Origin of the sequence: Nocardia sp. NPDC059229 (assembly GCF_042754165.1) — a bacterium.
GTDB lineage: Bacteria > Actinomycetota > Actinomycetes > Mycobacteriales > Mycobacteriaceae > Nocardia.
The window spans coordinates 148,197-174,152 of the sequence record NZ_JBHZAK010000015.1 but is presented as its reverse complement, the minus strand read 5'-3'; the positions used below and the strand labels follow the sequence as shown (position 1 = coordinate 174,152).

23 protein-coding genes and 2 pseudogenes are annotated in these 25,956 nt (G+C 67.9%); 14 read left to right on the top strand and 11 right to left on the bottom strand.

Annotation, left to right across the window (positions count from 1 at the left end):
- Positions 1 to 13 precede the first annotated feature (13 nt).
- Positions 14 to 1,012 carry an acyl-ACP desaturase gene (locus ACFXHE_RS30330; protein ID WP_379387836.1) on the bottom strand — a complete coding sequence of 333 codons (999 nt, stop codon included), beginning with the start codon at positions 1,010 to 1,012 and terminating at the stop codon, positions 14 to 16.
- A gap of 301 nt (positions 1,013 to 1,313) precedes the next feature.
- Between ACFXHE_RS30330 and ACFXHE_RS30325 the strand changes: the two genes are divergently transcribed.
- Both ACFXHE_RS30325 and fadD32 read left to right on the top strand, forming a co-directional pair.
- Entirely contained in the window at positions 1,314 to 2,558 is a 1,245-nt protein-coding gene (locus tag ACFXHE_RS30325; protein ID WP_379387835.1) for a KasA/KasB family beta-ketoacyl-ACP synthase, read from the top strand.
- Between the two features lie 167 nt (positions 2,559 to 2,725).
- Positions 2,726 to 4,603: a long-chain-fatty-acid--AMP ligase FadD32 gene (fadD32, locus tag ACFXHE_RS30320; RefSeq protein ID WP_379387907.1), complete on the top strand. Its 1,878-nt coding sequence runs from the start codon at positions 2,726 to 2,728 to the stop codon at positions 4,601 to 4,603.
- Between the two features lie 79 nt (positions 4,604 to 4,682).
- Here fadD32 and ACFXHE_RS30315 read toward each other — a convergent pair whose 3' ends face one another.
- Positions 4,683 to 5,252: an NADPH-dependent FMN reductase gene (locus ACFXHE_RS30315; RefSeq protein ID WP_379387834.1), complete on the bottom strand. Its 570-nt coding sequence runs from the start codon at positions 5,250 to 5,252 to the stop codon at positions 4,683 to 4,685.
- Positions 5,253 to 5,480: 228 nt separating this feature from the next.
- Here ACFXHE_RS30315 and ACFXHE_RS30310 point away from each other — a divergent pair, with 228 nt between their 5' ends.
- Positions 5,481 to 6,638, top strand: coding sequence for a lipase family protein (locus ACFXHE_RS30310; RefSeq protein WP_379387833.1), 1,158 nt, complete (start codon positions 5,481 to 5,483; stop codon positions 6,636 to 6,638).
- 54 nt (positions 6,639 to 6,692) lie between these two features.
- Here the strand turns inward: ACFXHE_RS30310 and ACFXHE_RS30305 are convergent, their stop codons facing one another.
- The 3 genes from ACFXHE_RS30305 to ACFXHE_RS30295 form a co-directional block, all read right to left on the bottom strand.
- Positions 6,693 to 7,844 carry a YeiH family protein gene (locus ACFXHE_RS30305; protein ID WP_379387832.1) on the bottom strand — a complete coding sequence of 384 codons (1,152 nt, stop codon included), beginning with the start codon at positions 7,842 to 7,844 and terminating at the stop codon, positions 6,693 to 6,695.
- 4 nt (positions 7,845 to 7,848) lie between these two features.
- Positions 7,849 to 8,025 carry a hypothetical protein gene (locus ACFXHE_RS30300; protein ID WP_379387831.1) on the bottom strand — a complete coding sequence of 59 codons (177 nt, stop codon included), beginning with the start codon at positions 8,023 to 8,025 and terminating at the stop codon, positions 7,849 to 7,851.
- 114 nt (positions 8,026 to 8,139) lie between these two features.
- Positions 8,140 to 8,517 (bottom strand): helix-turn-helix domain-containing protein, encoded by a 378-nt coding sequence (locus tag ACFXHE_RS30295; RefSeq protein ID WP_379387830.1) that lies wholly within the window; start codon positions 8,515 to 8,517, stop codon positions 8,140 to 8,142.
- A 316-nt stretch (positions 8,518 to 8,833) separates the two neighbouring features.
- Between ACFXHE_RS30295 and ACFXHE_RS30290 the strand changes: the two genes are divergently transcribed.
- Together ACFXHE_RS30290 and ACFXHE_RS30285 are read left to right on the top strand one after the other, a co-directional pair.
- Positions 8,834 to 8,989, top strand: a complete 156-nt coding sequence (locus ACFXHE_RS30290; protein ID WP_379387829.1) for a hypothetical protein — start codon at positions 8,834 to 8,836, stop codon at positions 8,987 to 8,989.
- A gap of 2 nt (positions 8,990 to 8,991) precedes the next feature.
- Positions 8,992 to 10,718: pseudogene (locus ACFXHE_RS30285) on the top strand (GMC oxidoreductase).
- A 94-nt stretch (positions 10,719 to 10,812) separates the two neighbouring features.
- Here ACFXHE_RS30285 and ACFXHE_RS30280 read toward each other — a convergent pair.
- Positions 10,813 to 11,790: an NAD(P)H-dependent flavin oxidoreductase gene (locus tag ACFXHE_RS30280; protein ID WP_379387828.1), complete on the bottom strand. Its 978-nt coding sequence runs from the start codon at positions 11,788 to 11,790 to the stop codon at positions 10,813 to 10,815.
- Between the two features lie 55 nt (positions 11,791 to 11,845).
- Complete coding sequence (locus ACFXHE_RS30275; RefSeq protein ID WP_379387827.1) at positions 11,846 to 13,096, bottom strand: oxygenase MpaB family protein; 1,251 nt, start codon at positions 13,094 to 13,096, stop codon at positions 11,846 to 11,848.
- A gap of 104 nt (positions 13,097 to 13,200) precedes the next feature.
- Here ACFXHE_RS30275 and ACFXHE_RS30270 point away from each other — a divergent pair, with 104 nt between their 5' ends.
- A complete protein-coding gene (locus tag ACFXHE_RS30270) occupies positions 13,201 to 13,848 on the top strand; it encodes a TetR/AcrR family transcriptional regulator (protein WP_379387826.1) in 648 nt (215 codons plus the stop codon).
- 129 nt (positions 13,849 to 13,977) lie between these two features.
- Here the strand turns inward: ACFXHE_RS30270 and ACFXHE_RS30265 are convergent, their stop codons facing one another.
- On the bottom strand, positions 13,978 to 15,777 hold the full coding sequence (locus ACFXHE_RS30265) for an alkyl/aryl-sulfatase (RefSeq protein ID WP_379387825.1): 1,800 nt from the start codon (positions 15,775 to 15,777) through the stop codon (positions 13,978 to 13,980).
- Positions 15,778 to 16,024: 247 nt separating this feature from the next.
- Here ACFXHE_RS30265 and ACFXHE_RS30260 point away from each other — a divergent pair, with 247 nt between their 5' ends.
- Complete coding sequence (locus ACFXHE_RS30260; RefSeq protein WP_379387824.1) at positions 16,025 to 16,567, top strand: TetR/AcrR family transcriptional regulator; 543 nt, start codon at positions 16,025 to 16,027, stop codon at positions 16,565 to 16,567.
- Here ACFXHE_RS30260 and ACFXHE_RS30255 read toward each other — a convergent pair.
- Entirely contained in the window at positions 16,557 to 17,258 is a 702-nt protein-coding gene (locus ACFXHE_RS30255) for a TetR/AcrR family transcriptional regulator (protein ID WP_379387823.1), read from the bottom strand. The two genes, ACFXHE_RS30260 and ACFXHE_RS30255, sit on opposite strands and share 11 nt — an antisense overlap.
- A 115-nt stretch (positions 17,259 to 17,373) precedes the next feature.
- On the opposite strand from ACFXHE_RS30255, the gene ACFXHE_RS30250 reads away from it, so the two are divergent.
- The 6 genes and pseudogenes from ACFXHE_RS30250 to ACFXHE_RS30225 all read left to right on the top strand — a co-directional run.
- Positions 17,374 to 18,243, top strand: a complete 870-nt coding sequence (locus ACFXHE_RS30250; RefSeq protein ID WP_379387822.1) for a metal-dependent hydrolase — start codon at positions 17,374 to 17,376, stop codon at positions 18,241 to 18,243.
- A 31-nt stretch (positions 18,244 to 18,274) separates the two neighbouring features.
- Positions 18,275 to 19,156 carry a metal-dependent hydrolase gene (locus ACFXHE_RS30245; protein WP_379387821.1) on the top strand — a complete coding sequence of 294 codons (882 nt, stop codon included), beginning with the start codon at positions 18,275 to 18,277 and terminating at the stop codon, positions 19,154 to 19,156.
- 9 nt (positions 19,157 to 19,165) lie between these two features.
- Positions 19,166 to 19,384 (top strand): hypothetical protein, encoded by a 219-nt coding sequence (locus tag ACFXHE_RS30240; protein ID WP_379387914.1) that lies wholly within the window; start codon positions 19,166 to 19,168, stop codon positions 19,382 to 19,384.
- Complete coding sequence (locus ACFXHE_RS30235) at positions 19,381 to 20,274, top strand: SDR family NAD(P)-dependent oxidoreductase (protein WP_379387820.1); 894 nt, start codon at positions 19,381 to 19,383, stop codon at positions 20,272 to 20,274. The genes ACFXHE_RS30240 and ACFXHE_RS30235 overlap by 4 nt, the downstream gene beginning before the upstream one ends.
- The gene (locus ACFXHE_RS30230; protein WP_379387819.1) at positions 20,271 to 21,338 is read left to right on the top strand and encodes a 2Fe-2S iron-sulfur cluster-binding protein; all 1,068 of its coding nucleotides are present in this window, start codon (positions 20,271 to 20,273) and stop codon (positions 21,336 to 21,338) included. The genes ACFXHE_RS30235 and ACFXHE_RS30230 overlap by 4 nt, the downstream gene beginning before the upstream one ends.
- 69 nt (positions 21,339 to 21,407) lie before the next feature.
- Positions 21,408 to 21,827 (top strand): annotated as a pseudogene (locus ACFXHE_RS30225) (GtrA family protein); the annotation flags it as partial.
- Positions 21,828 to 21,988: 161 nt separating this feature from the next.
- Here the strand turns inward: ACFXHE_RS30225 and ACFXHE_RS30220 are convergent.
- Together ACFXHE_RS30220 and ACFXHE_RS30215 are read right to left on the bottom strand one after the other, a co-directional pair.
- Positions 21,989 to 23,191 (bottom strand): amidohydrolase, encoded by a 1,203-nt coding sequence (locus ACFXHE_RS30220; RefSeq protein WP_379387818.1) that lies wholly within the window; start codon positions 23,189 to 23,191, stop codon positions 21,989 to 21,991.
- The gene (locus ACFXHE_RS30215; protein WP_379387817.1) at positions 23,188 to 24,426 is read right to left on the bottom strand and encodes an MFS transporter; all 1,239 of its coding nucleotides are present in this window, start codon (positions 24,424 to 24,426) and stop codon (positions 23,188 to 23,190) included. The genes ACFXHE_RS30220 and ACFXHE_RS30215 overlap by 4 nt, the downstream gene beginning before the upstream one ends.
- 231 nt (positions 24,427 to 24,657) lie before the next feature.
- Here ACFXHE_RS30215 and ACFXHE_RS30210 point away from each other — a divergent pair, with 231 nt between their 5' ends.
- On the top strand, positions 24,658 to 25,869 hold the full coding sequence (locus ACFXHE_RS30210; RefSeq protein WP_379387816.1) for a serine hydrolase domain-containing protein: 1,212 nt from the start codon (positions 24,658 to 24,660) through the stop codon (positions 25,867 to 25,869).
- Positions 25,870 to 25,956: the final 87 nt, after the last annotated feature.

Here is a 25,956-nt window from a genome sequence, read left to right as displayed (position 1 = left end):
GCCCCCGGATGATTCAGCCCACGAGGACCGGAGGTTTGCTGGAGCGCTGGGCTTCGCGGGCCAGCGCGCGGTCGCGCTGCTCCTCGAAGCGGACCACGTCCCTGCGGAGCTTGTCGAGGAATTCGCCGAGCTCGTTGCGGCGCCGGTCGCCGGCAGGGCCGAAGTCGGTGCGCTCGAAGATGTTCCACTGCTTGAGGTTGGGGATCAGCACCTCGTCGAGGTGCTGGCGCAGATCGTAGATGCCGTGCTTGGCCATCAGCACGCCGTTGCGGCGGAAGTTGGGCATGCCCAGGCCGGGCATCTGAAAACTCACCACGACATTGGTGATGGCATCCATGGCCTGGTCGGGCGAGAGGTCCAGGGCCGCGGCGCACATGTTGCGGTAGAAGAGCATGTGCAGGTTCTCGTCGGCGGCGATCCGCTGCAGCATGCGGTCCGCGATGGGGTCGTCGCACACTCTGCCGGTATTGCGGTGGGACACCCGGGTCGCCAATTCCTGGAATGTCACATAAGCGACGGAATGCATAAATCCGGCATCGGCGTGAATGAACTCGGTATCCGAGTACTTCCTGATCAGATGCGCGGGGTTGTACCCGTCGGTCATGTGAATCATTCGTGCCTGCTCCAGCGCCACCGGATCCACACCCCGGGTGACGACCAGATAGTCGCGCATCACGATGCCGTGCCGGTTCTCCTCGGCCGTCCAGCGGCCCACCCAGGTACCCCAAGCCCCGTCCTGGGAGAAGTTCTCGGCGATCTCCCGGTGATAGCTAGGCAGATTGTCCTCGGTGAGAAGATTGGTCACCATGGCCGCCTTGGCGACCTCGCTGAGCTTCGACTGCTCCGGTTCCCAGTCCACACCTGCCATAGCTGCAAAGTTGCGACCGAGATCCCACGGCACGTAGTCGTGCGGGTTCCAGTCCTTGGCCATCGATAGGTGACGGTTCACGTTCTGCTCGGCAATCGGTTCCAGCTCGATGAGCAGCTCCAACTGCGTGAGACTCCTGGCCACGATCCTGTGCCCTCCCTCGAAATGGCTCGGCGCTGGGGGAATGATGTTAGGAGAGAAATGCTGGAGATCCGGCGATCGCCGTCGCGGCGAGGGGACCCGTGGAGTTGAAAAGGGATGCCCGTGTGTCGCTTATCGAGACTGATCGGCTCCGCCTCGGATAATCTAGCTCAGTTCGCCGAATATTGGCTTCATACCCCGCCGATGCGTTCGTGGCCGGGCCCGCTCGCTAGTTCCAAACCAGTCATTGACAGCCATGCGGATCGCACGCTGGTTCGCCGAAGCATTGCTACGGAGAGTGAACATGCAGACGCCCAACCGCCGGCAGTACCCCAGCGTCGTTGTCACCGCGCTCGCGGCGACCACCTCGATCGCGGGCGACATCGACTCGACGTGGAAGGGGCTACTCAACGGGGAGAGCGGGATCGACGTCCTCGAGGACAGCTTCCTCGACGATTTCGGCTTACCGGTCCGCATCGGTGGTCACCTCAAGGTCTCGCCCACCAGCCTGGTCACCAATGCCGAGGCCCGGCGCCTGTCCTACATCGAGCTGATGGCGCTGGTGCTGGGTCGTGAGGTGTGGGCCAATGCCGGCAGCCCCGAGGTGGACCATGATCGCCTCGGCGTCTCCATCGGCACCGGCCTCGGCGGCGCGGAGATGCTCATGTCCGCCCGCGACAAGCTGGTCAACGGCGGCTATCGCAAGGTGGTGCCGCACACCGTACAGGCCGTGATGCCCAATGGCGCGGCCGCCGCCGTCGGGGTCGAGCTGGGTGCGAGGGCCGGTGTGTCCACGCCCGTTTCGGCTTGTTCGTCCGGTTCCGAGGCGATCTCCAATGCCTGGCGCATGGTCGTCATGGGCGACGCCGACATGGTGGTCACCGGCGGTGTGGAGGGCTCCATTCAGGCGCTGCCCATCGCCGGGTTCTCCATGATGCGCGCCTTGAGTACCCGCAACCACGACCCCAAGGGCGCCTCACGGCCGTTCGACATGGACCGCGACGGTTTCGTTTTCGGTGAGGCGGGCGCGCTCATGGTCATCGAGACCGAGGAACACGCCAAGGCCCGCGGCGCCACCATCCACGCTCGCATCATGGGCGCGGGCGTCACCTCCGACGGCTTCCACCTGGTCGCCCCCGACCCCGAGGGCACCGGCGCGGCGCGTGCCATGTCCCGCGCCATGGAGTACGCGGGCCTGTCCAAATCCGATGTCACGCATATCAATGCGCACGCCACCGCCACGCCGATCGGCGATACCGCGGAGGCGAACGCCATCAAGCAAGCCGTTGGCAATCACGCTGCGGTGTACGCGCCGAAATCCGCTCTCGGGCATTCCATCGGCGCGGTCGGCGCGCTGGAGTCGATCATCACCGTCCTCAGCGTGCGGGACGGAATCATCCCCGCCACACTGAATTTGGAGAATCAGGACCCCGAGATCGACCTGGACGTGGTGAAAGGCCAGGCCCGGCCGGGTCGCTACGACTACGCCCTGAACAACTCCTTCGGCTTCGGCGGGCACAACGTGGCCATCGCTTTCGGCCGCTACTGATCGCCCCGGCCGTACGCGGTACTTCCATCGGCCGTAGACGATGACGCGGGATTCCGGCACCTGCTAGAGTTCCCCAGCCCCCAGCTACATTCGGGCTTTCGTGTCGATCTTTGTTCGGTGTCACTGCACAGTTCCGACGACTGTGAGTTGAAAAAGGATAGGGAATGATCGGCGAGACCATCGATGACTATCTGGACGAGCACGGCAACATCAAGATCCCTGACAACCAGACCATGGTCGACCTGCTCGACAAGCACGCCGCGGCCAACGGGGACGAGCTCGCCTACCGCTATATCGACTATTCACGCGAACGCGACGGCGAGTACCACGACATCACGTGGAATCGCTTCGGCATCCGGCTACGCGCCGTAGCCGCCCGACTGCAGCAGGTCACGCAACCGGGCGACCGGGTTGCCATCCTGGCGCCGCAGGGACTCGATTACATCGTGGCCATGTACGCCGCGGTGTACGCGGGCAATATCGCGGTACCGCTGTTCGATCCGGACGAGCAGGGTCACACCGACCGGCTGTACGCCGTGCTCGAGAACTGCATGCCCGCGGCCGTCCTGACGGTCGGTGCGGCCGCCTCCGGGGTGCGCGAGATCTTCAAACACCTACCCGCGCCGCAGCGTCCGCGCATCGTGGCGGTCGAGGCGATCCCGGACGGCGTGGGGGAGAGCTGGGTACGGCCGCACCTGCAGATGGACGATGTGGCCTACCTGCAATACACCTCCGGCTCCACCCGTACTCCGGCCGGCGTGGAGATCACGCACCGGGCCGTCGGCACCAACCTGCTGCAGATGATCGATGCCATCGGCATCACCGAGAAGGCCCGTGGCGTCACCTGGCTGCCGCTGTTCCACGACATGGGGCTGCTGACGGTCATCCTGCCCACCATCGGCGGCAAGTACATCACCATCATGTCGCCCAGCGCCTTCGTGCGCCGGCCCTACCGCTGGATCAAGGAGCTGGCTGCCCAGGAGGACGGCGCCGAGATCTTCGCCGCCGCACCGAATTTCGCCTTCGAGCACGCCGCGGCCCGCGGATTGCCCAAGGCCGGTGAGGAATTGGACCTGTCCAATGTCATCGGCCTGATCAATGGCAGCGAGCCGGTGTCGGTGACCTCGATGCAGAAGTTCAACGACGCCTTCGCCCCGTACGGCCTGCCCAAGACCGCCATCAAACCCTGCTACGGCATGGCCGAGGCCACGCTGTTCGTCTCCGCCACCAGGCGCGAGGACGAGGCCCGCACGGTCTGGGTGGACCGCACCCGGCTCAATGCCGGGCAGATGGTCGAGGTCGACGAGTACGCGGAAAACGCTGTGGCCCAGGTGTCCTGCGGCTACGTGGCGAAGTCCCAGTGGGCGGCCATCGTGGACCCGGACACCGGCGCGGAGAAGGCCGAGGGCGAGGTCGGCGAGATCTGGTTGCACGGTGGGAACATCGGCCGCGGCTACTGGGGCCGTCCGGAGGAGAGCCTTGCCACGTTCCACAACAGGCTCACCTCCCGGCAGCCCGCGAGCCGCGCGGAAGGTGCAGCGGCGGACGGGAACTGGATGCGCACCGGCGACTTCGGCGCGTACTACGACGGCGAGCTCTTCATCACCGGCCGCGTCAAGGACCTGGTGATCGTGGACGGCCGCAACCACTATCCGCAGGATCTGGAGTACTCCGCCCAGGAGTCCAGCACCGCCCTGCGCCCGGGTTTCGTGGCGGCCTTCTCGGTCGCGGGGGATCAACTCCCGGCCGAGGTCGTCGCGGTCGACACCGCCGTGCCCGCCTCCGCCTCCGAGCAACTGGTCATCGTGGCCGAACGCGGTACCGGCGCGGCCAAGCTCGATCCGGAGCCGATCATCGAGACCGTGCGGGCGGCCATCGCCAAGCGCCACGGCGTCACCGTGCGGGACCTGCTGCTGGTTCCCGCGGGCTCGATTCCGCGCACCTCCAGCGGCAAGATCGCCCGCCGCGCCTGCAAGGCGGCCTACCTGGAGGGCACCCTCCGCGGCGGCCACCGTCAGCAGGCATTCCCGGACGAGACCAACTGACCGGATTTCCTCGGCGAGTGGCACACCTTCGGGAGACCCCGAAGGTGTGCCACTCGGCGTTTCGGGTCGAGGGGATGCGTCAGCTGTCGAGCTGTACCGAGGTGAGCTGCTCGGCGGGGTGGGCAGCATGCGCGGCCAGGGCGCGGGCGGCGGCATTCAGGCGGGCGCGGGCGTCCGCATCGGCAACCAGGCCATCCGGTCCGATACCGCTCTGGAGCACGGTGATGCGGCCGCAGGCCGCCTCGACCAGCTCGGCTCCGACGTAGCCGAGCACGGTGCGCAGGGTGGCCACGGCGGCCTCACCGCGGCCCTCGTAGGCGACGTTCACGTAGGCGACCGGCTTGTCGCTGAGATCGGCATTGCCGACCGTCCACTCGAGCAGGTTCTTCAGGCTGCCGGGGATCATGCCCGCGTATTCCGGGGTGCAGAACAGCACCGCGTCGACCTCGGCGAGCTGCCGGTGCAGGGCCTCGACCACGGGCGGCTCGGGCTCGTCACCGGGGATGAAAGCGGGCAGGTCGAGCAGGCCCTGGTACCGAACGGCCTCGAAGTCGGACCCGGCGTCGGCGGCGATCGAGCGCAGCGCGGCGCTGTTCGTCGAGCCCTCACGGGTGCTGCCCGAAATCAACAGGATGCGGGGAATAGTCACAACTGCGCCAACATGGCTGGGGCCGGGAGTATTTCGAGGTCACGGGGTCGTTGACTCCTATGCGCCGTCCCACCGAATGGGAGTTGTCGTGACAAGAGGTGTCGCGATCTCTCATAGTGGGTATGGTTCCGTTCGACCGAACTGTCCGGGACAGCTGACGCCGCCCCCCTCAGGTCCGGTTGTGCGACAACTGCATAACGCGAGTGTGTGCAAGAAGGGCAGGCAACGATGACTGCGAACACCAACCGCCTCGACGAGGCGGCGGTCGGTGCTGGGTATCCCGGTGCGTTCGAACCCGGCAGGCTGCTGGCCGCCGAACCGATGACCGCACGGATGCTGCCCGGGGTTCCGCTGCCTGCTCGCGCCTGGCGCATCAAGTACACATCGACCACCGCCAGCGGGGCTCCGACGCAGGTCAGCGGCACCGTGTTGGTGCCGAACACGCCGTGGCGCGGACCCGGCTCGCGCCCGCTGGTCGGGTACGCCGTCGGCACGCAGGGCCTGGCGAGCACGGTCGCCGCGGCGTCCTGGCAGCTGCGGTTCGGGCTGGAGTACGAATCGGTCTTCCTCCACGCCGCCCTGCGCCGCGGCTGGGCGCTCGCCATCACCGACTATCCGGGCCTGGGCACTCCGGGTCTGCACCCGTACGTCATGGGCCGCGCCCTGGGTCCGGCTGTCCTGGACAGCATGCGCGCCGCGCGCCGGCTGCCCGAGGCGGACCTGGATCCCGATGGCCCGCTGGGCGTCTACGGCTACTCCGAGGGCGGCAATGCCGCGGGCTGGGCGCTGCAGTTGCAGCCCGACTATGCCCCTGACCTGCCGCTCGCCGGCGGCGTGGTCGGCTCGGCGCCGGCCGACATGGTCGACATGGTGAAGTTCCTGGACGGCACGCCCTACGCCTTCCTGCTCTTCTACGGTGTGCTCGGCATCGAGGCCGCCTATCCGGAACTGAATGTGCTGCAGCACCTCAAGCCGCAGGGCCGTGCCCTGGCCGCGCTGTTCCGCCGCACCCATGTCGCCGCCGCGGCCGTGCTCGGGATCGGTGTGGGTCTGGTCGTGCCCACGAAGGTCTCGACCTTCTGCCACCGGCCCCCGTTCGACGTGCCCGAGGTCAAGGCCCGTCTGCTGGAGAACCGGCTGGGCGGAATCGCGCCCGCCACACCGGTTCTGGTGGCCGGCGGCACCAGCGAGCAGGTCATCCCGTATCCGCAGGCTGTGCGCCTCGCGGAGGAGTGGGAGGCGCTGGGTGCGGACGTCACCATGCACACCATGCGGGGACGTGAACACATCGGCGGCGCGATGGCCTTCGCCGGACCGGCCATGCGGTTCCTCTCCGAGCGTTTCACCGAGGAGGCCGACGCTCCGGTGCTGCTCCGCGGCGCGTGATCATCGAGAAAAAGCCGGGATCCACCGACGGATCCCGGCCCTTTCTCGCGAACCTCAGCCCGCGACACCCCAATGCAGGACGCGCGAGGTGAACAGCACCAACCCGAGTGAGACCACCGCGACGGTCACCAGGCCGACCACGGCGACCACCAGCGGCCGCCAACCCGTGCGGGCCAGCTCGCGAATATTGGTATTGAGCCCGACGCCCGCGAAGGTGAGCAGGAAGGCCCAGCGGGACACATTGGCCAGGTTGGTGACCTGTTGCTTGCTCAGCCAGTGGAAGGTGGCCACCGCGGACAGGGCCAGGAAGCCCAGCACGAACTTCGGGAACTTGGACCACACGAACTCCGCCTTCGCCCGCAGCCCGGGCGCGATGGCCTCGGCCTCGCCGCGCGCGGCCCAGTAGGCCGCGAAGCCCAGCACCACGAACCCGATCAGGGCATTGCGGGTGGACTTCACCAGTACCGCGATCTTGCCCGCCTCGTCGGAGAACAGATAGCCGGTGGCGGTGGTCTCGGCGGTGTTGTCCACGGCCAGGCCCGCCCAGAGCCCGAACTCGTGATCGCTGAGCCCGATGGCGTGCCCGAGCGGCGGCAGCGCGAACAGCGCGACCGCGCCCAGCGCGAGAATGGCCGCGATGGCATAGCCGACATCGGAATTGCGGGCCCGGATCGCGCCCTTGCCCGCGATGATGGCCGACACCCCGCAGATGGCGGTGCCGATGGCCAGCAGCGATCCGAGCTTGCCGGACAGACCCAGCCAGTGCGCCACCGCCAGGATGATCGCGCCCGACACGGTCATGTCGACCAGGATCTGGATGAAACTGGTACCGCCCAGCTTCGCCACATCGCCGAGCACGAAGCGCGAGCCGAGCGCCACGATGCCGACCTTGAGCCAGAACTCGTAGGTGCCGATACCGGGCCGGAAGATCGGGTGCAGGCCAACGGTATTGGTGATGAGCAGGCCGATCAGGATGGCCCACAGCACGTATTCGATATCGGGGACGGTCCAGTGCTGATGCTTGGCGGCGGTGTTCCACCAGATCTGCGCGTACTTGCCGAGCACGCCGACCGCGATGAGCAGCAGGATGCCGGGGACGTAGCCGAGCAGGCGGCCAACGGTGAGCGGACCCGAGTGCTCGTCGAAGTCGGTTGCCCCGGAGTAGGTTTCGGCGTTCTTCCCGAAATTCACGGCGGTGTCACTCACGGCGTCACCACGGAATCTTCGGCAGCACGTCGAACACGGCGAGCACGGTCACCACGCCCGACACGATCACCGACCACCAGTCGGCACCGACCTGGATCTTGAAATCAACACGGCGCCCGAGGGCGTCGGGCCACGACGGCCGGGCGGCGGATGTCTCCGGCGCGGGATTGGGACTGTTCACCAGGGGCCTCCAGGTCGAAAAGCGCAGTACAGCAGGTCTGCACTATGGGATGCCCGGAGGATTTCGGACAGCGTTGGAATCGGCCTGATTCCAGCTCGGTCGTGCTGTTTCCGCTCAGTCGCGGCGGTGCGCGCGCCGATGGGCGGCCGGTGTGGTGCCGGTCCAGCGTTTGAACGCGTGGATGAACGGGGTGGCCTCGGCGTATCCGAGCCGAATGGCGATGTCGTCCACCGACAGTGGCGTCGCGGCCAGCATCTCCTCGGCCAGGGTGCGGCGCACCTCGTCGAGCAGCGCGCGGTAGGAGGCCAGTTCGGTCTCGGCGGGGATCTGCGTCTCGGCGTCGGTGAGCTGTCGTTCGGTGAGGCCGGTGCCCGCCAGCATCCGCGCGGCCGGGACGCCGTGCTCGCCGGCGAATTCGGTCATGACCGCGACGCTGGCCGTGCCGCGCGGGAAGTTCCAGGTCCGGACCTCCGGCTCCTCGACCGTACTCATGGACCGATTATGGCCGAAAGTGTTGATTTTGTGGCCGTCGCTCTTTCATGACGGGATATGCGCAGGTCGTAGCGTCGGACTCGAGCACATCGAGGTGAGGAGAGGGACGCATGACCACCAGCCCGTCGATCGTCGTCATCGGCACCGGCTTCGGCGGCCTCGGCATGGCACTCGAGCTGACGCGCGCCGGGATCGACGACTTCGTCCTCCTCGAACAGGCCGTCGAACTGCTGAACCGCCGACCCGGCCAGGTGCTCGACTTCCCGAGGTCGAGGCCGCCTACGACGCGGATCTCCAAGGGCGACTGGATCGTTCGGTGTGGAACTTCTGCACCAGCTGGTACCGCAATGCCGCCGGGCGCATCACCAACAACTGGCCGGGCACCGTCACCGGATACCGCCGTGCGACCCGCCGCCTGAACCCCGCCGACTACCGGCTCACCCCGGTCGCCCACGCAGAATCCCAGGAGTAGCAATGCGATTCGACTACGACGTCCTCGTCATCGGTTCCGGCTTCGGCGGCAGCGTGAGCGCCTTGCGACTGACCGAGAAGGGGTACCGCGTCGGTGTGCTGGAGGCCGGCCGCCGCTTCGAGGACCACGAGTTCGCGAAGACCTCGTGGCGGCTGCGGCAGTACCTGTGGGCCCCGGCCCTGGGCTGCTTCGGAATTCAGCGGCTGGCGCTGCTGAACGACACCTTCGTGATGGCGGGTGCGGGTGTCGGCGGCGGCTCGCTGGTCTATGCCAACACCCTCTACGAGCCGCCGGACAAGTTCTACGCGGACCGGCAGTGGGGTCACATCACGGACTGGAAGGACGAGCTCGCCCCGCACTACGACCAGGCCAAGCGCATGCTGGGCGTGACGGCCAATCCGGCGACCACCCCGGCGGATCGCGTGCTGCGAGATGTGGCCGAGGGGATGGGAATCGGTGACACCTACCAGCCCACCCCGGTCGGCGTCTTCTTCGGCGGACCCGGCCGCCGCCCCGGAGAGGACGTGCCGGACCCGTTCTTCGGCGGCGCCGGGCCGGACCGGCGCACCTGCACCCACTGCGGTGAATGCATGACGGGCTGCCGGCACAATGCCAAGAACACGCTGGTCAAGAATTACCTATACCTGGCCGAAAAGGCGGGTGCCGCAGTGCATCCGCTCACCACGGTCACCGATGTGCGACCGCTGAGCGGCGGCGGCTACGCGGTGGAGACCGTCCGTACCGGGCGCGTGGTCCGCAAGCAGCGTCGCGAATTCACGGCCGAGCACGTGATCTTCGCCGCCGCCTCGCTCGGGACCCAGCGGCTGCTGCACCGGCTGCGGGACAGGGCTCGCTCACCGGGATCTCCGACCGGCTCGGCTATCTGTCACGCACCAATTCCGAGGAATTGCTCGGCGTGCGCAGCCGTGACGCGCACGCGGATTACACCAAGGGCGTGGCGATCACGTCCTCGATCCACCCCGACCACGACACCCATGTGGAGCCGGTGCGCTATGGCAAGGGCAGCAATGCGTTCGGCGTGATGAGCACTCTGATGGTCGATGATCAGGGCGATACCCCGCGCTGGCGGCTCTGGTTGCGAGCGGCCCGCCGTCGGCCTCGCGACGCGGTTCGGGTGCACAATTCGCGGCACTGGTCCGAGCGCACCATCGGTCTGCTGGTCATGCAGTCGGTGGACAACTCCATCACCACCTACACCAAGCGTGGGTTGTTCGGCCGCCGCATGACTACCAAACAGGGTGAGGGCCAACCCAATCCGACCTGGGTCCCCGCCGGGCACGAGGTCGCCCGCCGGGTGGCGGACGCCATCGACGGCATCCCCATCGGCGCCAGCTCCAGCATTCTGAAGATCCCCATGACCGGACATTTCCTGGGCGGCTGCGCCATCGGCGACTCGCCCGCCACCGGCGTCGTCGATGCCTACCACCGGCTCTACGGTCACCCGGGCCTGCACGTCATCGACGGCTCCACCATCTCGGCCAACCTCGGCGTCAACCCGTCGCTCACCATCACCGCCCAGGCCGAACGCGCACTCTCGTTGTGGCCCAACAAGGGTGAGCCCGACCCCCGCCCCGAGGTCGGTGCGGCCTACCTCCGTATACCCCCGATTCCGCCCCGCAACCCGGTCGTCCCGCCCACCGCCCCGGCCGCCCTGCGGCTCCCACTGGTCGGCTTCAACGAGGGTTCGCAGACGCACGCGAACAACTGACCCGGCATGGCTACCCGGGAAAGTCGTTGAGCTGCAACGGGGAAAGGGCGGGCGCGGGTGCGCCCGCCCTTTCGCGGTGGAGGAGCGGGTTCGGTCAGAGCGCCAGCAGGCGAGCCTTGGCCTCGTCGTATTCGCGGATGAGGCGTTCGACCAGGTCGGCTGCCGGGCGCACGGCGTCGACCGCGCCGATGCCCTGGCCCGAGCCCCAGATGTCCTTCCAGGGCTTGGCTCCGGACGTGGTGGAGTCGGATTCGCCGGTGCCGAAATCCATGGCGGACGGGTCGGATTGGCCCAGGTTGTCGGGATCCATGCCGGCGGCGGTGATGCTGCCGCGCAGGTAGTTGCCGTGGACGCCGGTGAAGAGGTTGGAGTAGACGATGTCGCCCGCGCCGGAGTCGACGATCATCTGCTTGTAGCCGGGCACCGCATTGGCCTCGTCGGTGGCGATGAAGGCCGAGCCGATGTAGGCCAGGTCCGCGCCCGCGGCCTGCGCGGCCAGGATGGAGCGGCCGTGCGCGATGGACCCCGACAGCAGCAGCGGGCCGTCGAACCAGGACCGGATCTCCTGGGTCAGCGCGAAGGGGGACTGGGGCCCGGCGTGCCCGCCCGCGCCCGCCGCCACCGCGATCAGGCCGTCCGCGCCGCGTTCGACGGCCTTGTGCGCGAACACATTGTTGATGATGTCGTGCAGCACGATGCCGCCGTAGGAGTGCACGGCCTCATTGACATCGGGGCGCGCGCCCAGCGAGGTGATGACGATCGGCACCCGGTGCTCGACGACCGTGGCCAGGTCCTCCTCCAGCCGGTCATTGCTCTTGTGCACGATCAGGTTCACCGCGTACGGCGCCGACGGCTGCTCCGGATTGTCGGCGTCGTGCTTGGCGAGCTCCTCGTCGATCCGCACCAGCCACTCCTTGAAGAGCGACTGTGGCCGCGCGTTCAGCGACGGGAACGAACCCACGATGCCCGCCTTGGACTGGGCGATCACCAGCTCGGGCCCGGACACGATGAACATGGGAGAGGCGACCGCGGGCAGACGCAGGCGCTCGGACAGGATGGGCGGCAGGCTCATTGACCAGATTCCTTCATCAAGGGTTACCCGGCGTAGGTTACCGCCGGTAAGAAGTTCAGGCCGCGCGGGTTTCGGCCGGCCGATCGTGGCGGGCATAGCTGCGGTCCGGGTTGTTCACGAGGGCGGCCCGCCGCATCATGCGCTCGGTGGCGCGGCGGCCCAGCCGCTCGCTCAGCCGGGTCGCGCCCGGAATGATCCGGCGCGGCACCTCCAGCACGCCGTTGACGACCGCCGTGGCCAGCACCGCCGCCAGGAAGACGCGGCTGTAGGGCATCTCCAGGAAGTCGGAGTTGGTCTTGCCCAGCAGGATTCGGCTGTAGGAGGCCGAGTACATGGTGAAGGCCCAGCGCAGTGCGCGGGAACGCAGGCCGGGCCCGTCGAACCCGTAGATCGGGCCGAGCGCGGACACCAGCGCTTTGGACAGCCGCCGCGAGTCCTCGTCGGGCAGGAATTCGTAGTCGGCCTGCAGCCACAGCAGCCGCCAGGTATCGGTCTCGTCGGCCGGCAGGATCTCGGGATCGAGCCCGATCACGTGGCCGACATACCGCCACAGGTGATAGACGGCCGCCTTCTCCTTCTTCGAGAACCGCAGCCCGACGGCATTGCACCCGGCAATCGTGGCCAGCGAGAACAACATCAGCGTGCCCGCGGTCAGGGACTGGTTGAGCGGGAGGTCCCACTGTTCGTAATCCCAGTCCGGCCGCCGGTTCATGCCCGCCCGCACCTGCGCGTGCATGATGCGCACCCGCACGGTGTTCTTGAATCCCGGCGCGAACCGCTCCAGTCCGCCCGGCGCGGTCACGTCGATCCACCAGGTGGCGGTCTCGACGACCCGGCGGGGCGCCATGGTCTCGGCCGACAGGCCGCCGGTGCCGACCAGCACCTTGCCCGCCCGTGAGGCGAGGTAGCCGCCATTGAGCGAGAACATGGACAGGGCCAGGTTGGTCGCCCACGGCCCGACCCGGCCGCTGACCCGCGCGGCCCGGTCCATCTTGTCCTGGTCGAGCCAGAACGGCACCGAATCGATGTGCGCGAAAAAGGCTTTCAGCTCGGCGGGCGCGTCCGGCACCGCGTGGATGCCGCGCTCCAGGGCCGTCTCGAACATGGCCCGGCCCTGCCCGGTCGGCAGCCGCCGGAACATCTCGACCACGGCGTCGGCCAGTGGGTCCCCCATTTCGGTGAACCTGCGGTAAGCGGCCTGCTGCTCGGGGGTCGGGCGGATATCTCCGGGGGCGAGGATCTTGACCCCGATATTGAACGGGAACTCCCGGAAGATCACCGGATCGGGCAACTCGGAACGCGTCATTGCGTGCCTCCTGGGTGCGTTCAGGTTCTGGTGAAGGACATCACCAGAACTTTGGTGATAGTCTTCACCAAACCTTGCGGCATGGCAACAGACAGGGCGGAACCGTGGACATACCCCGTGGCCGATACGCCGGTCTCAGCGCTGATGAGCGCCGGAGCCAGCGGCGCGAGCGGTTGCGCGAAGTCGCGCTGGAGGTGATCGCGGAGGAGGGCATCGGCGGCTTGAAGGTGCGCGCGCTGTGCGCCCGCGCCGGGCTCAACGATCGCTACTTCTACGAGACCTACAGCCACACCGACCGGCTGCTGTACGAACTGGTCGACGAACAGCTGGCCGAGGTCGTCGCCGCGGTCATGGGCGTCATCGCCACCGCGCCCGCCGACACCCGGATCCGCCTGCGGGCCGTGATCGAGGCCGGTGTAACCGCCATCGCCGATCATCCCGCCCGCCGCCGGCTGGCCATCGACATGCAGACCACCGACGAATTGCGCCGCCGCCGTACCGAACTCATCGACGTGGTTGCCCAGGTCATGCTCGATCAGGGGCGCGAACTGCTCGGCGACGCCGCCGTCACGGGAGTGCACGCCGAGCTCGCCGCCCGCACGGTCGCCCACGGCGGCCTGGAGATCCTCATCGAATGGCTACGCGATGAGCTGGACATCGACCGTGCCCAGCTCATCGACTTCCTGGTGGCCATGATCCTGACGGCGTCCGAGATCACCACCACCGTGCAGCGCGAAATGGCTACTGGCTGAGGCCCTTTTCGGCGGCGCGGCCCCTGCGGTAGACGCGCCGTTCGTAGCGCAGCAACCGGGGGAGCAGCGGCCAGGCCGGGATCGGGACCGCCCCGGCGGGTGTCGAGGCGGTCCGGCGTTTTCCGAGCGTCAGGGCACGACGATCGTGAAATTGGGATCGGCCTTGTCGAGCAGGCCGGTGAGCCGCTTCCACACCCCGGTATCGCCCTTCGTCTGCAGGCCGTCGAACGAACCGGTCGCCATCAGCTGCAGCAGGCCGAGCTTGGTGAGCGTGATGTCGAGATCGGCATCCCGCTTGCGGGTGGCCGGATGGTGGATGAGCGCGCCATGGCTCAGCTCCATCCGGTACTCCTCGCCGCTGTCGGTGAAATGCCAAGCGATGCTGAACTTCTCGTCCCACGCCTTGGATCCGACGATGTTCAGCGACAGCGTGTCGAACAGCTGGGTGATGCTCATGGCGAGGGCTACCGCCTGGCTGGCGGCAATCGCCGTGGGGGCGACGCCCCGGCGGAGTTCCTGTGCGCCGGTGAGGAAACAGTTGCGCCAGGTCGCGTTCTCGGAACCGAGGCCGAGCTGGTCGAACACCGCCGCCAGGGTCTCCTTGGCCTCGGCGTGGGACGGGTCGGCGAAGACCGCGTGGCTGCCGAGTTCGGCCGCGAAGCGCAGATCGCCCTGGTCCACGAACTCCTTCACCTTGGCGACGGTCGCGTCCACGCCGCCGAGCAGCCGCACGTAGCGGGTGGCCTGCTCCTGCGGCGGGTGCAGCCACAGGTGGGCCGGATTGGCGTCGTACCAGCCGAGATAGCGCTGGTAGACGGCCTTCACGTCATGGCTGATGGAGCCGTAGTACCCGCGGTTGTTCCACTGTGCGGCCAGGTCCGGGGCCAGTGGGAAGTGCTCCGCGATCTCGGTTCCGATCTCGCCCTGGTTCATTCGCCGCACGGTCTGGTCGTGCAGATAGGCGTAGGTGTCGCGCTGCTGGATCAGGAACTCCACGATGTTGTCCCGGCCCCAGGTCGGCCAGTGGTGCGAGGCGAACACGACATCGGTGCGGTCGATGAACATCTCGATCGCCTCGGCGATGTACCGCGACCACATGCGGGCATCGCGGACCTGCGCGCCGCGCAGGGTCAGGATGTTGTGCAGGGTGTGGCAGGCGTTCTCGGCCATGCACAGCGCATTGCGGTCGGGCAGCAGGAAGTTCATCTCGGCCGGCGCCTCGGTGCCGGGCGTCATCTGGAAGATGATCCGCACCCCGTCGACCACTTTCTCCTGGCCGGTGGCGGTGATGTCGAGTGTCGGTGCGAGCAGCCCGAATTCACCCGCCGAGGCGACCGGGCCCAGGCCCATGCCGACCAGCCCCTTCGGGTCGCGCGTCAGATTCGCGCCGGAGTAGTACATGCCGCGGCGCAGCATGGCGGTGCCGGCGTACACGTTCTCCGAGATGGCGTGTTCCATGAAGTGCTCGGGCGCGATGATCGGCACGGTGGTGTCCTGATCGACCACACCCAGGACGCCGCCGAAGTGATCGGCGTGCGGGTGGGTGTAGATCACCGCGGTGACCGCGCGGTAGCCGCGGTTCGCGCGGTACAGCGCCAGCGCCGCGGCAGCGGTTTCCGCGCTCACGAGCGGGTCGACCACGATGACGCCGTTGTCCGACTCGATCAGCGTCATGTTCGAAATATCCAGGCCGCGAACCTGATACACGCCCTCGCACACCTCGTAGAGGCCGTGCATCGCGGTGAGCTGGGACTGCCGCCACAGGCTCGGGAGGACGGTGGCCGCGCCGTCGGCTTTCAGGAAGTCGAAGGAGTCCGCGTCGTAGGCCACGCCGCCGCTCTTCCCCGGAATCACGGCGGGCGAGAGTCGCGCGATGAAGCCGCGCTCGGCATTGTCGAAATCGGTGCGATCAACGGGTGCTGCTGTCATGTCCCACCTCACTGTTGGGTTTTCCGACTGCCACGTCTTTCGCCAGCCTCACACAGAGCGGGTGAACTTCCAGCAATTTGAGATGGGTCTGTTGCAGGTGGGTACCCAAGGTGAATTTGGTGCAATTGCGGAGATTCGGCTATCCAACGGATATCCAGCGGTCCGCCCGCGGTGGCCGTATTGACCCTGGACGAATCGTGACTCACATCTCAGGATGAGACCTGATCTTCATCGATGAGGAGTGGGCATGGTGACCGAGCAGCGCGTGGACTGGCTGACGGGTGGTGTGCGGCGGTCGGTCGCCGCGGACCGGATCGTCGGGGTCGCGTCGGAGCTGTTCCAGGCGCGCGGGTTCGACCATGTGGGGATGGACGAGGTGGCGAGCGCGGTCGGCTGCTCGCGGGCCACGCTGTATCGGCACTTTCCCGGCAAGGCCGCACTATTCGACGCGGTGATGGCCAAATCGGCGATCGCGGTGGCGGAGCGGGTGGCCGCGGCGGTGCGGCGCTACGAGGGCCCGCGCCGGATCGTGGAGGCGATCCTGGCGTCGGTGGCGGCGGTGCGCTCGGATCCGGTGCTGGCCAAGGGATTCGCGGGCACCCGGGCGGGCGGCAGCGACGGGGCCTTCGCGAGCTCCCCGGAGCTGGGACGGATCGCCACCCTGCTCACCGGGATCGCCCCGGATGACGAAGCGGCGCAATGGATTGTGCGCATGGTGCTGTCGCTGCTGACCTGGCCGCTGGCCGATGCCGCCAGTGAGCGGCGGATGGTGGAGCGCTTCATTCGCTGAGCTGGGGCAGCGGCAGCAGCGGCGCGTCCGGATCGAGGGTGAGGCCGCGGGTGGCGGCGGTGGCCGCGAGCGCGCCCCAGGCGAAGGCTGTCAGTTCCTCGGCGAGTTCCTTTGCGGTGATGGCCGGTTCGTTGAGCCAGCGCAGCACGCCCAGGCCGATCGCGCCGAGCAAGGCATCCACCGCGAACTGGGTGTGGTCGCCGTTCGCGCCGCGCAGGCGCAGCACGCCGGAGAAGAAGTCCGCGACTGTATCGGACAGTGGGCGGCCGTCCTCGATCAGGCGGGTCGCGCCGAAGGCCGCGACCACATGTGAGCTGACAATGAAGCGAAACAGGTTGGGGCGCTCGGCCACCAGATCGATGTAGGCGGTCAGGGCGGTGCGCAGACCGTCGCGCACCGGTCCGGCGGGGTTCAGGTGCGGGGTGACCCGCTCGACGATGAGCTGCTGGACGCTCCCACTCACCGCGGCCAGCAGTTCCACTTTGTCGCTGAAGAAGCGATACAGCTTGGGACGCGGTATACCAGCGGTTTTCACCACATCGTCGATGGACAGATCCGGGTCATGGGCGTCGATGGCGCGGATGGTGGCCTCGATGAGTTCGGCCCGGACCGAGGTGCGGTGCGAGTGCCAGCGGTCGTAGCGCGCATCGCCCTTCCTCTCGCCCGGGCGGTGACGCGGGTGGGAGGCCATGCGGCAGATTGTAATTCGATCCGTTACGAGACACCCCTTGTGTGCTGTCTGGGACAATTCTACACTGGGCATCACATAGAACACGCAGTACTAGGTACTTCGTGTTGCATCAAGGATGGTCCAGATGGCGAATGCCCTTCCGGCGCAGGCCTATCCCAAGGCCCGCCGCATAAGGTTCCGATTCGATCAGCGCGCTTCCAGCGACAAGTACTTCGTCGAAAACGACATGGTCTACAGCCATTTCGTGGCCGGTATGTCCGGCGGCTTTCCGGCGGGGGAGGAGTCCTTCATCCGTTCGGTGCGCCGGGTGGCCGACCGGGTCACCGATCCGATGCTCAAGAAGCGGGTGACCGGTTTCGTCGGGCAGGAGGCCATGCACGGCCAGGAGCACCGCAGACTCAATGAAAAGCTGGTCGGGCTGGGCTATCCCATCGCCTGGCTGGACTCCGAGCGGGCCAAGGAGCGCATGCTCTGGATCGAGGAGCGAGTGTCGCCCCAAGTGCACCTGGCCATGACCGCGGCGGCCGAGCACTACACCGCCGTGCTGGCGCAGCGGGTGCTGTCCAGCGACGAAATCCAGGCCATTCCCGGCGATCCGGAAGTGTGGAATCTGCTGAATTGGCATGCGCTGGAAGAACTCGAGCACAAGTCGGTGGCCTTCGACGTGTTCCGCTCGGTCGGCGGCACCGAGCGCACCCGTATCGGGGTCATGCTCGCCATGTACTCGCTGACGCTGCCGCTGACCTACGTCAGCCTGGCGCTGGCCGTCGGACGCGACCCGGCCGCGCGGCGGCAGCCGATCCGCGTGGCGCGCGAGGCATACCGGCTGTTCACCGGCCCCATCTTCCGCGGGCTCATGCCGGAGCTGGGCAGGTATCTGCGGCCCGGCTTCCACCCCGACGACATCGACACCGCCGCATTGCTGTCCCGGTGGCAGCAGGAGCTTTTCGGGGCGGACGGTCAGCTCGTCGACCACGTGAAGTAGTCACAACCCCATTGCAGGAAAGGACCGGCCAATGGCGATCGGTCGGCAGGACAGCACGTCCCTCATGCCCTATCCGAAGGTGCGGCGCATGCGATTCCGGTTCGGCGAGCCCGATCCGATGGCGCATCAGTTCGTCCAGGGCGACATTCCCCTCACCCACCTGATTGCGGTGCTCTCGGCGGCCTTTCCGCCGGGCGAGGAATCCTTCATCCGCTCGGTGCGCAAATTCTCCGGTGAGATCACCGATCCCGTGCTCAAGAAGCGGGTGGCCGGATTCATCGGCCAGGAGGCGGTGCACGGGCAGCAGCATCGGCGGTTGAACGAGCAGCTCATCGAGAACGGCTTCCCCATCGTCCGCCTGTTCACCTTCGCGCCCGGCGCGCTACGGGAGAAGGGTGTGGTCGCGATCGAGAACGCGGTGCCGCGGCAGGTGCATCTGGCGATGACCGCTGCGGCCGAGCATTACACGGCGACGCTCGCCAATCGGGTGCTGGGCACCCAGGAGATCCAGGACATACCCGGCGATCCCGAGGTCTGGAATCTGTTGAACTGGCACGCTTTCGAGGAGCTCGAGCACAAGTCGGTGGCCTTCGATGTGTTCCGGAGCGCCGGCGGGACCGAAATGGTGCGTATCGGCGTGATGGCGGGGATGTATGTCTCCACCATTCCGGTGGTCTCGCTCGGCGTGCTCGCCTCGATCCTCGGTGATCCGCGCAGCTGGCGGCCGTTGCAGGTGGTGCGGCAGTCGATTCGGCTGTACCGCGGGCCGATTGTGAAGGGGCTGCTGAAGGAGATGCGGCCCTATATGCGGCCGGGGTTCCATCCGGACGACATCGACACCAACGCGCTGCTCGAACGATGGCGGCGGGAGCTGTTCGGCACGGACGGCGAACTGCTGGACCGCATCGGCTGAGGGGGCGACATGAGAGCCGGCGACAAGGGTGCGCCGGTCGATGCCCGTCCGGAGCCCGAGGTCATCGTGGTCGGGGCCGGATTCGGGGGCATCGACAGTGGCATCGCCCCGTCAACGCACGGCGAGATGTATTGGCAGAACCGTCATTTCGATCTCGACGTGTACCGCTACACGGTGGGCGCTCCAGCAGCGTCGGAGGCGGTCGTGCTCTCCGAGGAGGTCTCGTGAAACTCAGCAGTGTCGATCCGAAGCTGGTGGTCGTCACCGGTGCGGGCAGCGGGATCGGGCGAGCCACGGCGCTGCGGTTCGCGCGCATGGGATCCCGGGTGATCGTGTCGGACATCGACAAGGACGCGGCGCTGTCGACGGTGGCCGTCATCCAGTCGCAGGGTCAGCGGGCGGTCGCCATGCGGCTCGACGTCACCGACCCGCACGCCTGGGCCGCCTTCGCCCGGGACGTGCACGCCGATCACGGGGTGCCGGATGTGCTGGTCAACAATGCCGGAATCCTGGTCAGCGGGGCGTTTCTGGATCTCGAGCCCGAGGATTGGGAGCACCAGCTCAGCGTGAACCTGCTCGGTGTCGTGTTCGGCTGCCGGGCCTTCGGGCGGCTCATGATCGACGAGGGCAAGCGCGGGCACATCGTGAACATCGCCTCGGCGGCCGCGTTCACGCCGACGCCGGTCATGTCGGCGTACTCGGTGTCCAAGGCCGGGGTGAAGATGCTCACCGAGTGCCTGCGGCTGGAGCTCGCACCCAAAGGCGTTGGGGTGAGTGCGATCTGCCCCGGCGTGATCAATACCAATATCGCGCGGCATGCGATCGCGGTGGGCGTCGATCCGCGGCTGCTGGAGCGCGGGCAGCAGCTCACCGCGCAGATTCGGGAACTGGCCGAGCGGCTGCCCTTCTCGCCGCTGAGCCCGGATCTGGTGGCGCGGGCCGTGGTGCGCGCCATTCGCTACGACCTGGCGGTGGTGCCGGTGCGCGCCGAGGCGTGGCTGGGCTACTTCATGCTGCGTATCGCTCCTGGCATCAATCGCCGGATGACGCAACCACTTTCGATGGAGCGCATTCAATCCCTGGGGGAGCTGGCGTTCGGCAGGGGAGGACCCCGTTGAACGCACGCGCCCACCAGTTGAAGGTGCGCGAAGTCATCAGCGAGACCGCCGACGCGGTCTCGCTGATCTTCGATATCCCCACCGACCTGACCCGCCGCTTCGCCTACGCGCCCGGGCAATACCTCACCCTGCGCGTTCCCAGCGAGCGCACCGGCTCGGTTGCCCGCTGCTACTCCCTGTCCAGCAGCCCGCACTGCGACGACCGGCCCAGCGTGACGGTCAAGCGGACGCGGGGCGGTTACGGCTCGAACTGGCTGTGCGACAACGTCTCCGCGGGCGACATCCTCACCGTCCTCGAACCGGCGGGCAATTTCGTGCCACGCGCGTGGGACCGGGATCTGCTGCTCTGCGCGGCGGGCAGCGGCATCACGCCCGTGATCTCCATCCTCAAATCGGCGCTCGCCATCGGGCGCGGCAATATCGCGCTGTTCTATGCCAACCGTGACCGGGAAACGATCATCTTCGCGAACCGGCTGCAGCAGCTGGCCCGCGGTTACCCGCGACGGCTGACAGTGACCCACTGGCTCGAATCCGAGCGGGGGCTGCCGTCCGCGCGTGTCTTCGCATTGTGGGCGCGTCCCTACCGGCGTCATGACGTCTACGTGTGCGGCCCGGCGGGTTTCGCGTCCTCGGTGGAGCAGGGCCTCGGTCAGCTCCGCATTCCCGGCCGGGCCATCCACCAGGAGAACTTCCGCTCGCTCACCGACAACCCGTTCGAACACCACACCCCGGTGGTGTCCGAACCCACGCAGCTCGCGGCGACCGCCCGGGGCAAGGTCGCCGCGGATGTCGCGACCGTCCGGGTCGACATCGACGGCGAAACCCACACCCTGCCGTGGCCGAGATCCGAGAAACTCCTCGATGTCCTGCTGAGCCACGGCATCGACGCCCCCTACGTGTGCCGCGAATCGGCCTGCGCCACCTGCGTCTGCAGCGTCAAGCAGGGCCGCACCCGCATGCTCATGAACGAATCCCTGATCGAAGACGAACTGGCCCAGGGCCTGACCCTCGCCTGTCAGACCCTGCCCGAATCGGACGACCTCCACATCGCCTTCGACCAGTGAGTGCCCCACGCAAGCCGCGCGTCAGGTCGACGTCAGGTCGATGTCAGTAGCACCGGCGACGGTAATCACGTGAACACCACCGCCGATCTCGGACTGCGCTACCTGCGCGGCGATACCGTCTTCGCCCAGCTGATCCGCTTCGCCCTGGTCGGCGGCGCCAGCAATATCGCCTACCTCGTACTGTTCCTGACCCTGAACAGCACCGGCCCCCTGATCGCCAATATCGCCGGCTCGATCCTCAGCACCGTGATCGCCAACGAACTCCACCGCCACCTCACCTTCCGCGCCGCCGGCCGCGTCACCTGGTTCACCGCCCAATGGGAAGGCGGTGGACTGGCCGTGATCGGCCTCCTGATCAGCACGGCCGCCCTGGCCGCCCTCGACTCCTACGCCCCCGGCCTGAGCCCCCTCGCCCGCGCGGCCGCCGTCATCGCCCTCACCGCGGCCATCGGCGCCCTCCGCTTCCTGGCCCTGCGCGGCTTCGTCTTCGGATCACCGTCCACCGAATCCCCCGCGGGGCCCGAAGAACACCATTCCACGGAATCCGGAGACGCCCTTCGGTATTCGCGTCCGGGCGACGACGTGCGGCCGGCCTTTCTGATGGGTCCGATAATGGCCTGAACCGGCCGAACCCTCCCTGTCGTCGGTTTTCAGGCGCGGGTGAGTTCGGCTCGGGTGGCGGTGAGCATGGTGGTGATGGCGGCGGGGAGGGCCTGGGCGGGGTCGGGGGCGAAGCGGGGGGAGTGGTTGGAGGGGAAGTGGGGTGGGAGGGCGCCCTCGGTGAGCATGTAGGCCTGGTCCTCCTCGGTGAAGCGGGCGGGGTCTATGCCGCCGATGTGCCAGAAGACGGAGGGGGCGTGGGCCGCGGTGCCGAAGGCGCCGAAATCCTCGCTGCCGGTGATGGGGTGGTCCATGGGCATGACGGGGAGGCCGGCGGCGGTGAGGGTGGCCAGGACCCGTTCGGTGTCGCCGGGGGTGTTCTCGGTGACCGGGAAGTGGTCGTAGAACTCGACTTTCGGTTCCTGGGGTGCGCCGGCGGCGGCCGCCTCGGCCTCGGCCATGCGCTGGATGCCCTCGACCATGTGGTTGCGCGAACTGTCGGTGAAGGTGCGCAGGCTGAGCAGGACCTCGGAGGTGTCCGCGATGATGTTGGGGCGGGTGCCCGCGTGCAGGGCGCCGGCGGTGAGGACCGGGCTGGCGGCGGTGGCGGTCTGGCGGGCGGTGAGCGACTGCAGCCGCACCACCAGGGAGGCCGCCATGAGCAGCGGGTCGATAGCCGTGTGCGGCTGAGAAGCGTGGCCGCCTTTGCCCAGGAAGGTGATCCGGACCGAGTCGGAGGCGGCCATCAGCGTGCCGGGCCGGCTCAGGATGATGCCCGCGGGCAGCGGGCTCACATGCTGGCCGAGCACGATGCGCGGATGCGGAAAGCGTTCCAGCAGACCGTCATTGATCATGCCCTGTGCGCCCGCACCGGTCTCCTCGGCGGGCTGGAACAGCGCCACCACCGTGCCGGGCAATGGATTCGCCGACAGTTCCGCGCAGGTGCCGAGCAGTGCCGTGACATGCACGTCGTGGCCGCACGCGTGCATGACGCCGGGGATCGTGGAGGCGTAGTCGAGCCCGGTCTCCTCCTGCACCGGCAGCGCGTCCATATCCGCGCGCAGCCACACCACCGGCCCGGGACCACTCCGCAGCACACCGACAACGCCGGTGCCACCGACGTTCTCGGTCACCTCCCAGCCGGGCAGGGCGCGCAGCTCATCGGCCACCAGGCGGGCGGTGGCGTGCTCCTGGCCCGACAGCTCCGGGTGGGCGTGCAGATGGCGGTAGACCTGCTGCCAGTGCTCGGTCATGTCAGACTCTCCTTCGTCGGGACGGTCGCCGAGGCGCGGCGGGCCAGCGTCGCCCGGAACGCGTCGGCGGTTTGCGGGACCACGGCCGCCGCCAGCAACGCCAGCAGCGGTCCGAGGGCCATGGCTTCGAAAGCCGTTGTGTACGAGACGTGATCGGTGATGACACCGAAGGCGAGCGGGCTCGCCACACCCGCCAGTTGCCCGCCGAAGATGATCACCCCGGTGGCCGCGCCGATATAGGCGCTCGGCAGCGACCGCAGCGGCACCGAGAACGCGGGCATGTAGGCCATTCCGGCGACCAGGCTCATCGTCGTGCCCAGCAGGACGAACAGCGGGAAGGACTCGGCGCGCGGCAGGGCGAACAGCATGGCGGCGGTGAAGGCCATGGCCGGCACCACGATCACCCGCGGCCGCCCGCCGATCCGATCGGAGAGCCGGGCGCCCAGCACCACCCCGGCCGCCGCGGCCAGCGTGGTCGGCACCGCGGCGATGGCGATGCCGCCCATGGAGATTCCGCGCTGCTCGTGCAGGAAGGTCGGCGTCCAGGCGGTGACGCCCCACACCAGCACGTCGTAGCCGAAGAAGATGACCGCGAAGCCGATCAGTGCGGGCGAGAGCAGCACGGCGCGGCGTTCGGCCTTCGTGCCGGCGTTCGCGACCGGAATCTCGTCCTGCACCAGCGGTTCCGGCATCCATCGACGCCACGCCAGGATGACCGCCACCCCCAGCACCGAGATGACCCCGAACATCACCCGCCACCCGACCGTGGGCAGCATGACCCCCGCGATCACGGCCGCCAGCAGCAGGCCGGCCGCGTTGGAGGAGTTCGTCCACCCCGCCGCGGTCGTCCGCTGCTCGGGCAGACTGCGTTCCGCCAGCGCCTTGATGGCGGCCGCCGGAAAAACACCCTGCACCAAGCCGAACAGGAACCGGATGCCCAGCAGGACCGCGAAAGACCAGGCGACCGCGGTCAATCCGGTGAAGATCGACCAGGCCGTCAGACCTGCGATGCCGACCTTCAAGGCCCCGAACCGATCCGCCAGCAAACCTCCGGGAACCTGAATGAGCGCGTACGCGATGAAGAACACCGACACCAGCAGACCCTGTTGCGTGTGGTCGAGACCCAGGTCGTCGCCGATCGAGGGCAACGCGAAATTGATCACGGTCCGATCGATGTAATCGACCACCCACGCCGCGAACAGCAGCATGATGGTTATCCGGGTGGTACGTGGCATCCAGGCCCCTTCAAAAGCGGGAGTAGTGGCTGGGTGCCACGTTCGTGCCGATGCCCGAGCATACGGCGCAATTGCCGAGAGCCGCCATGTGAGGTGGTGACGCCCTGATCGCGCGATTGGTGAATGCTCTGCAATTGGCTGGAAGGGGTTCGAGAGGCGCGAGTCACTGCCCGCACCCGTGGCGTGCGGCGTGGCGCTGGGCGTGTCGTAGTCTCGCGTCCGATGAGGGACATGACTATTCACGGGTATGCGGCCGACGGGTACGGGCGGGTTGCGGACGCCTTCCGGCGCAACTTCCAGCACGGGGAGATCGGCGCGGCCGTGACTGTGTTCGATGGGGACACGCCCGTGGTGGACCTCTGGGGCGGCTGGCGGGATGCGGTCCGGCGACTGCCGTGGGAGCGGGACACCATGGCCCCGGTGTTCTCGTCGACCAAAGGTGTTGCGGCGCTGACGCTTGCCATGCTGGTGTCGCGCGGGCAGCTGGACTACGACGAGCCGGTGGCGCGGTACTGGCCCGAATTCGCGGCGCGTGGCAAGGCCCAGGTCACCGTCCGGCAGCTGATCGATCATCAGGTGGGCCTCCACATTCTGCGCGATACCCGGATGACGCTGGCCGATCTGTTCGATCTGGATCGCGTCGCCGGCGTGCTGGCGGCGCAGCGGCCGGGGTGGACGCCGGGTACGCGGCAGGGCTATCACCCGGTCAGTATCGGGCTGTACATCAATGAGCTGGTGCGCCGCGCCGATCCGGCCGGGCGCAGCATCCGGCGGTTCATCGCCGAGGAGATCTCGGGGCCGCTGGGCGTCGATTTCACGATCGGGCTGGATGTGGATCTCGGGGGTGAGCGAATCGCCCGGCTGGTCCGCACCTCCGGGCTGGACCTGCGCCACGAACGGAATCTGCCCTGGAATCAGGCGGTTCCGGCGCTGCTGCGCCGGGGCCCGCTCTTCCGGGCGCTGACGGTTCCGGACCTGGGCATGCCCGAGGACTTCGTGCGACCCGAGATCATGTCGGTGGAGCTGCCGGGCAGCAATGGCGTCGGCTCGGCGCGCGGCCTGGCGCGGATCTATGCGGCCGGGCTGTCCGGCGAGCTGCCGATCGCGGACGATGTGCGGGCCCGCATCGCCGGCCCGGGACCGGTGCCCGCACCCGATGCCGTGCTGAAGACCACGACCCGATTCCACCTCGGATTCCGGAAGTCGTGTCCGACCTTCCCGTTCGGTTCGTCCGGTCACCGCGCCTACGGCACGCCCGGTATGGGCGGTTCGCTCGGTTTCGCCGATCCGGAATCCGGGCTCTCCTTCGCCTACGTTCCCAACCGCCTCGGGCTCACCCTCAATGGCGACCGGCGTTGCCTCCGCCTGGCCCGCGCGGCCTTCGGGAAGCCGACACGCCGATCGGGTACTCGCACTGAACCCCGGCAGGCCGCCGATCGTTGACTGGATAGACCGGCCCCACGCCGGTAGCCATCCAGATGCGGTCCGGTTCTCCCCCTGCGTCCGGACCGGGACCCCGCCGAGGCATCC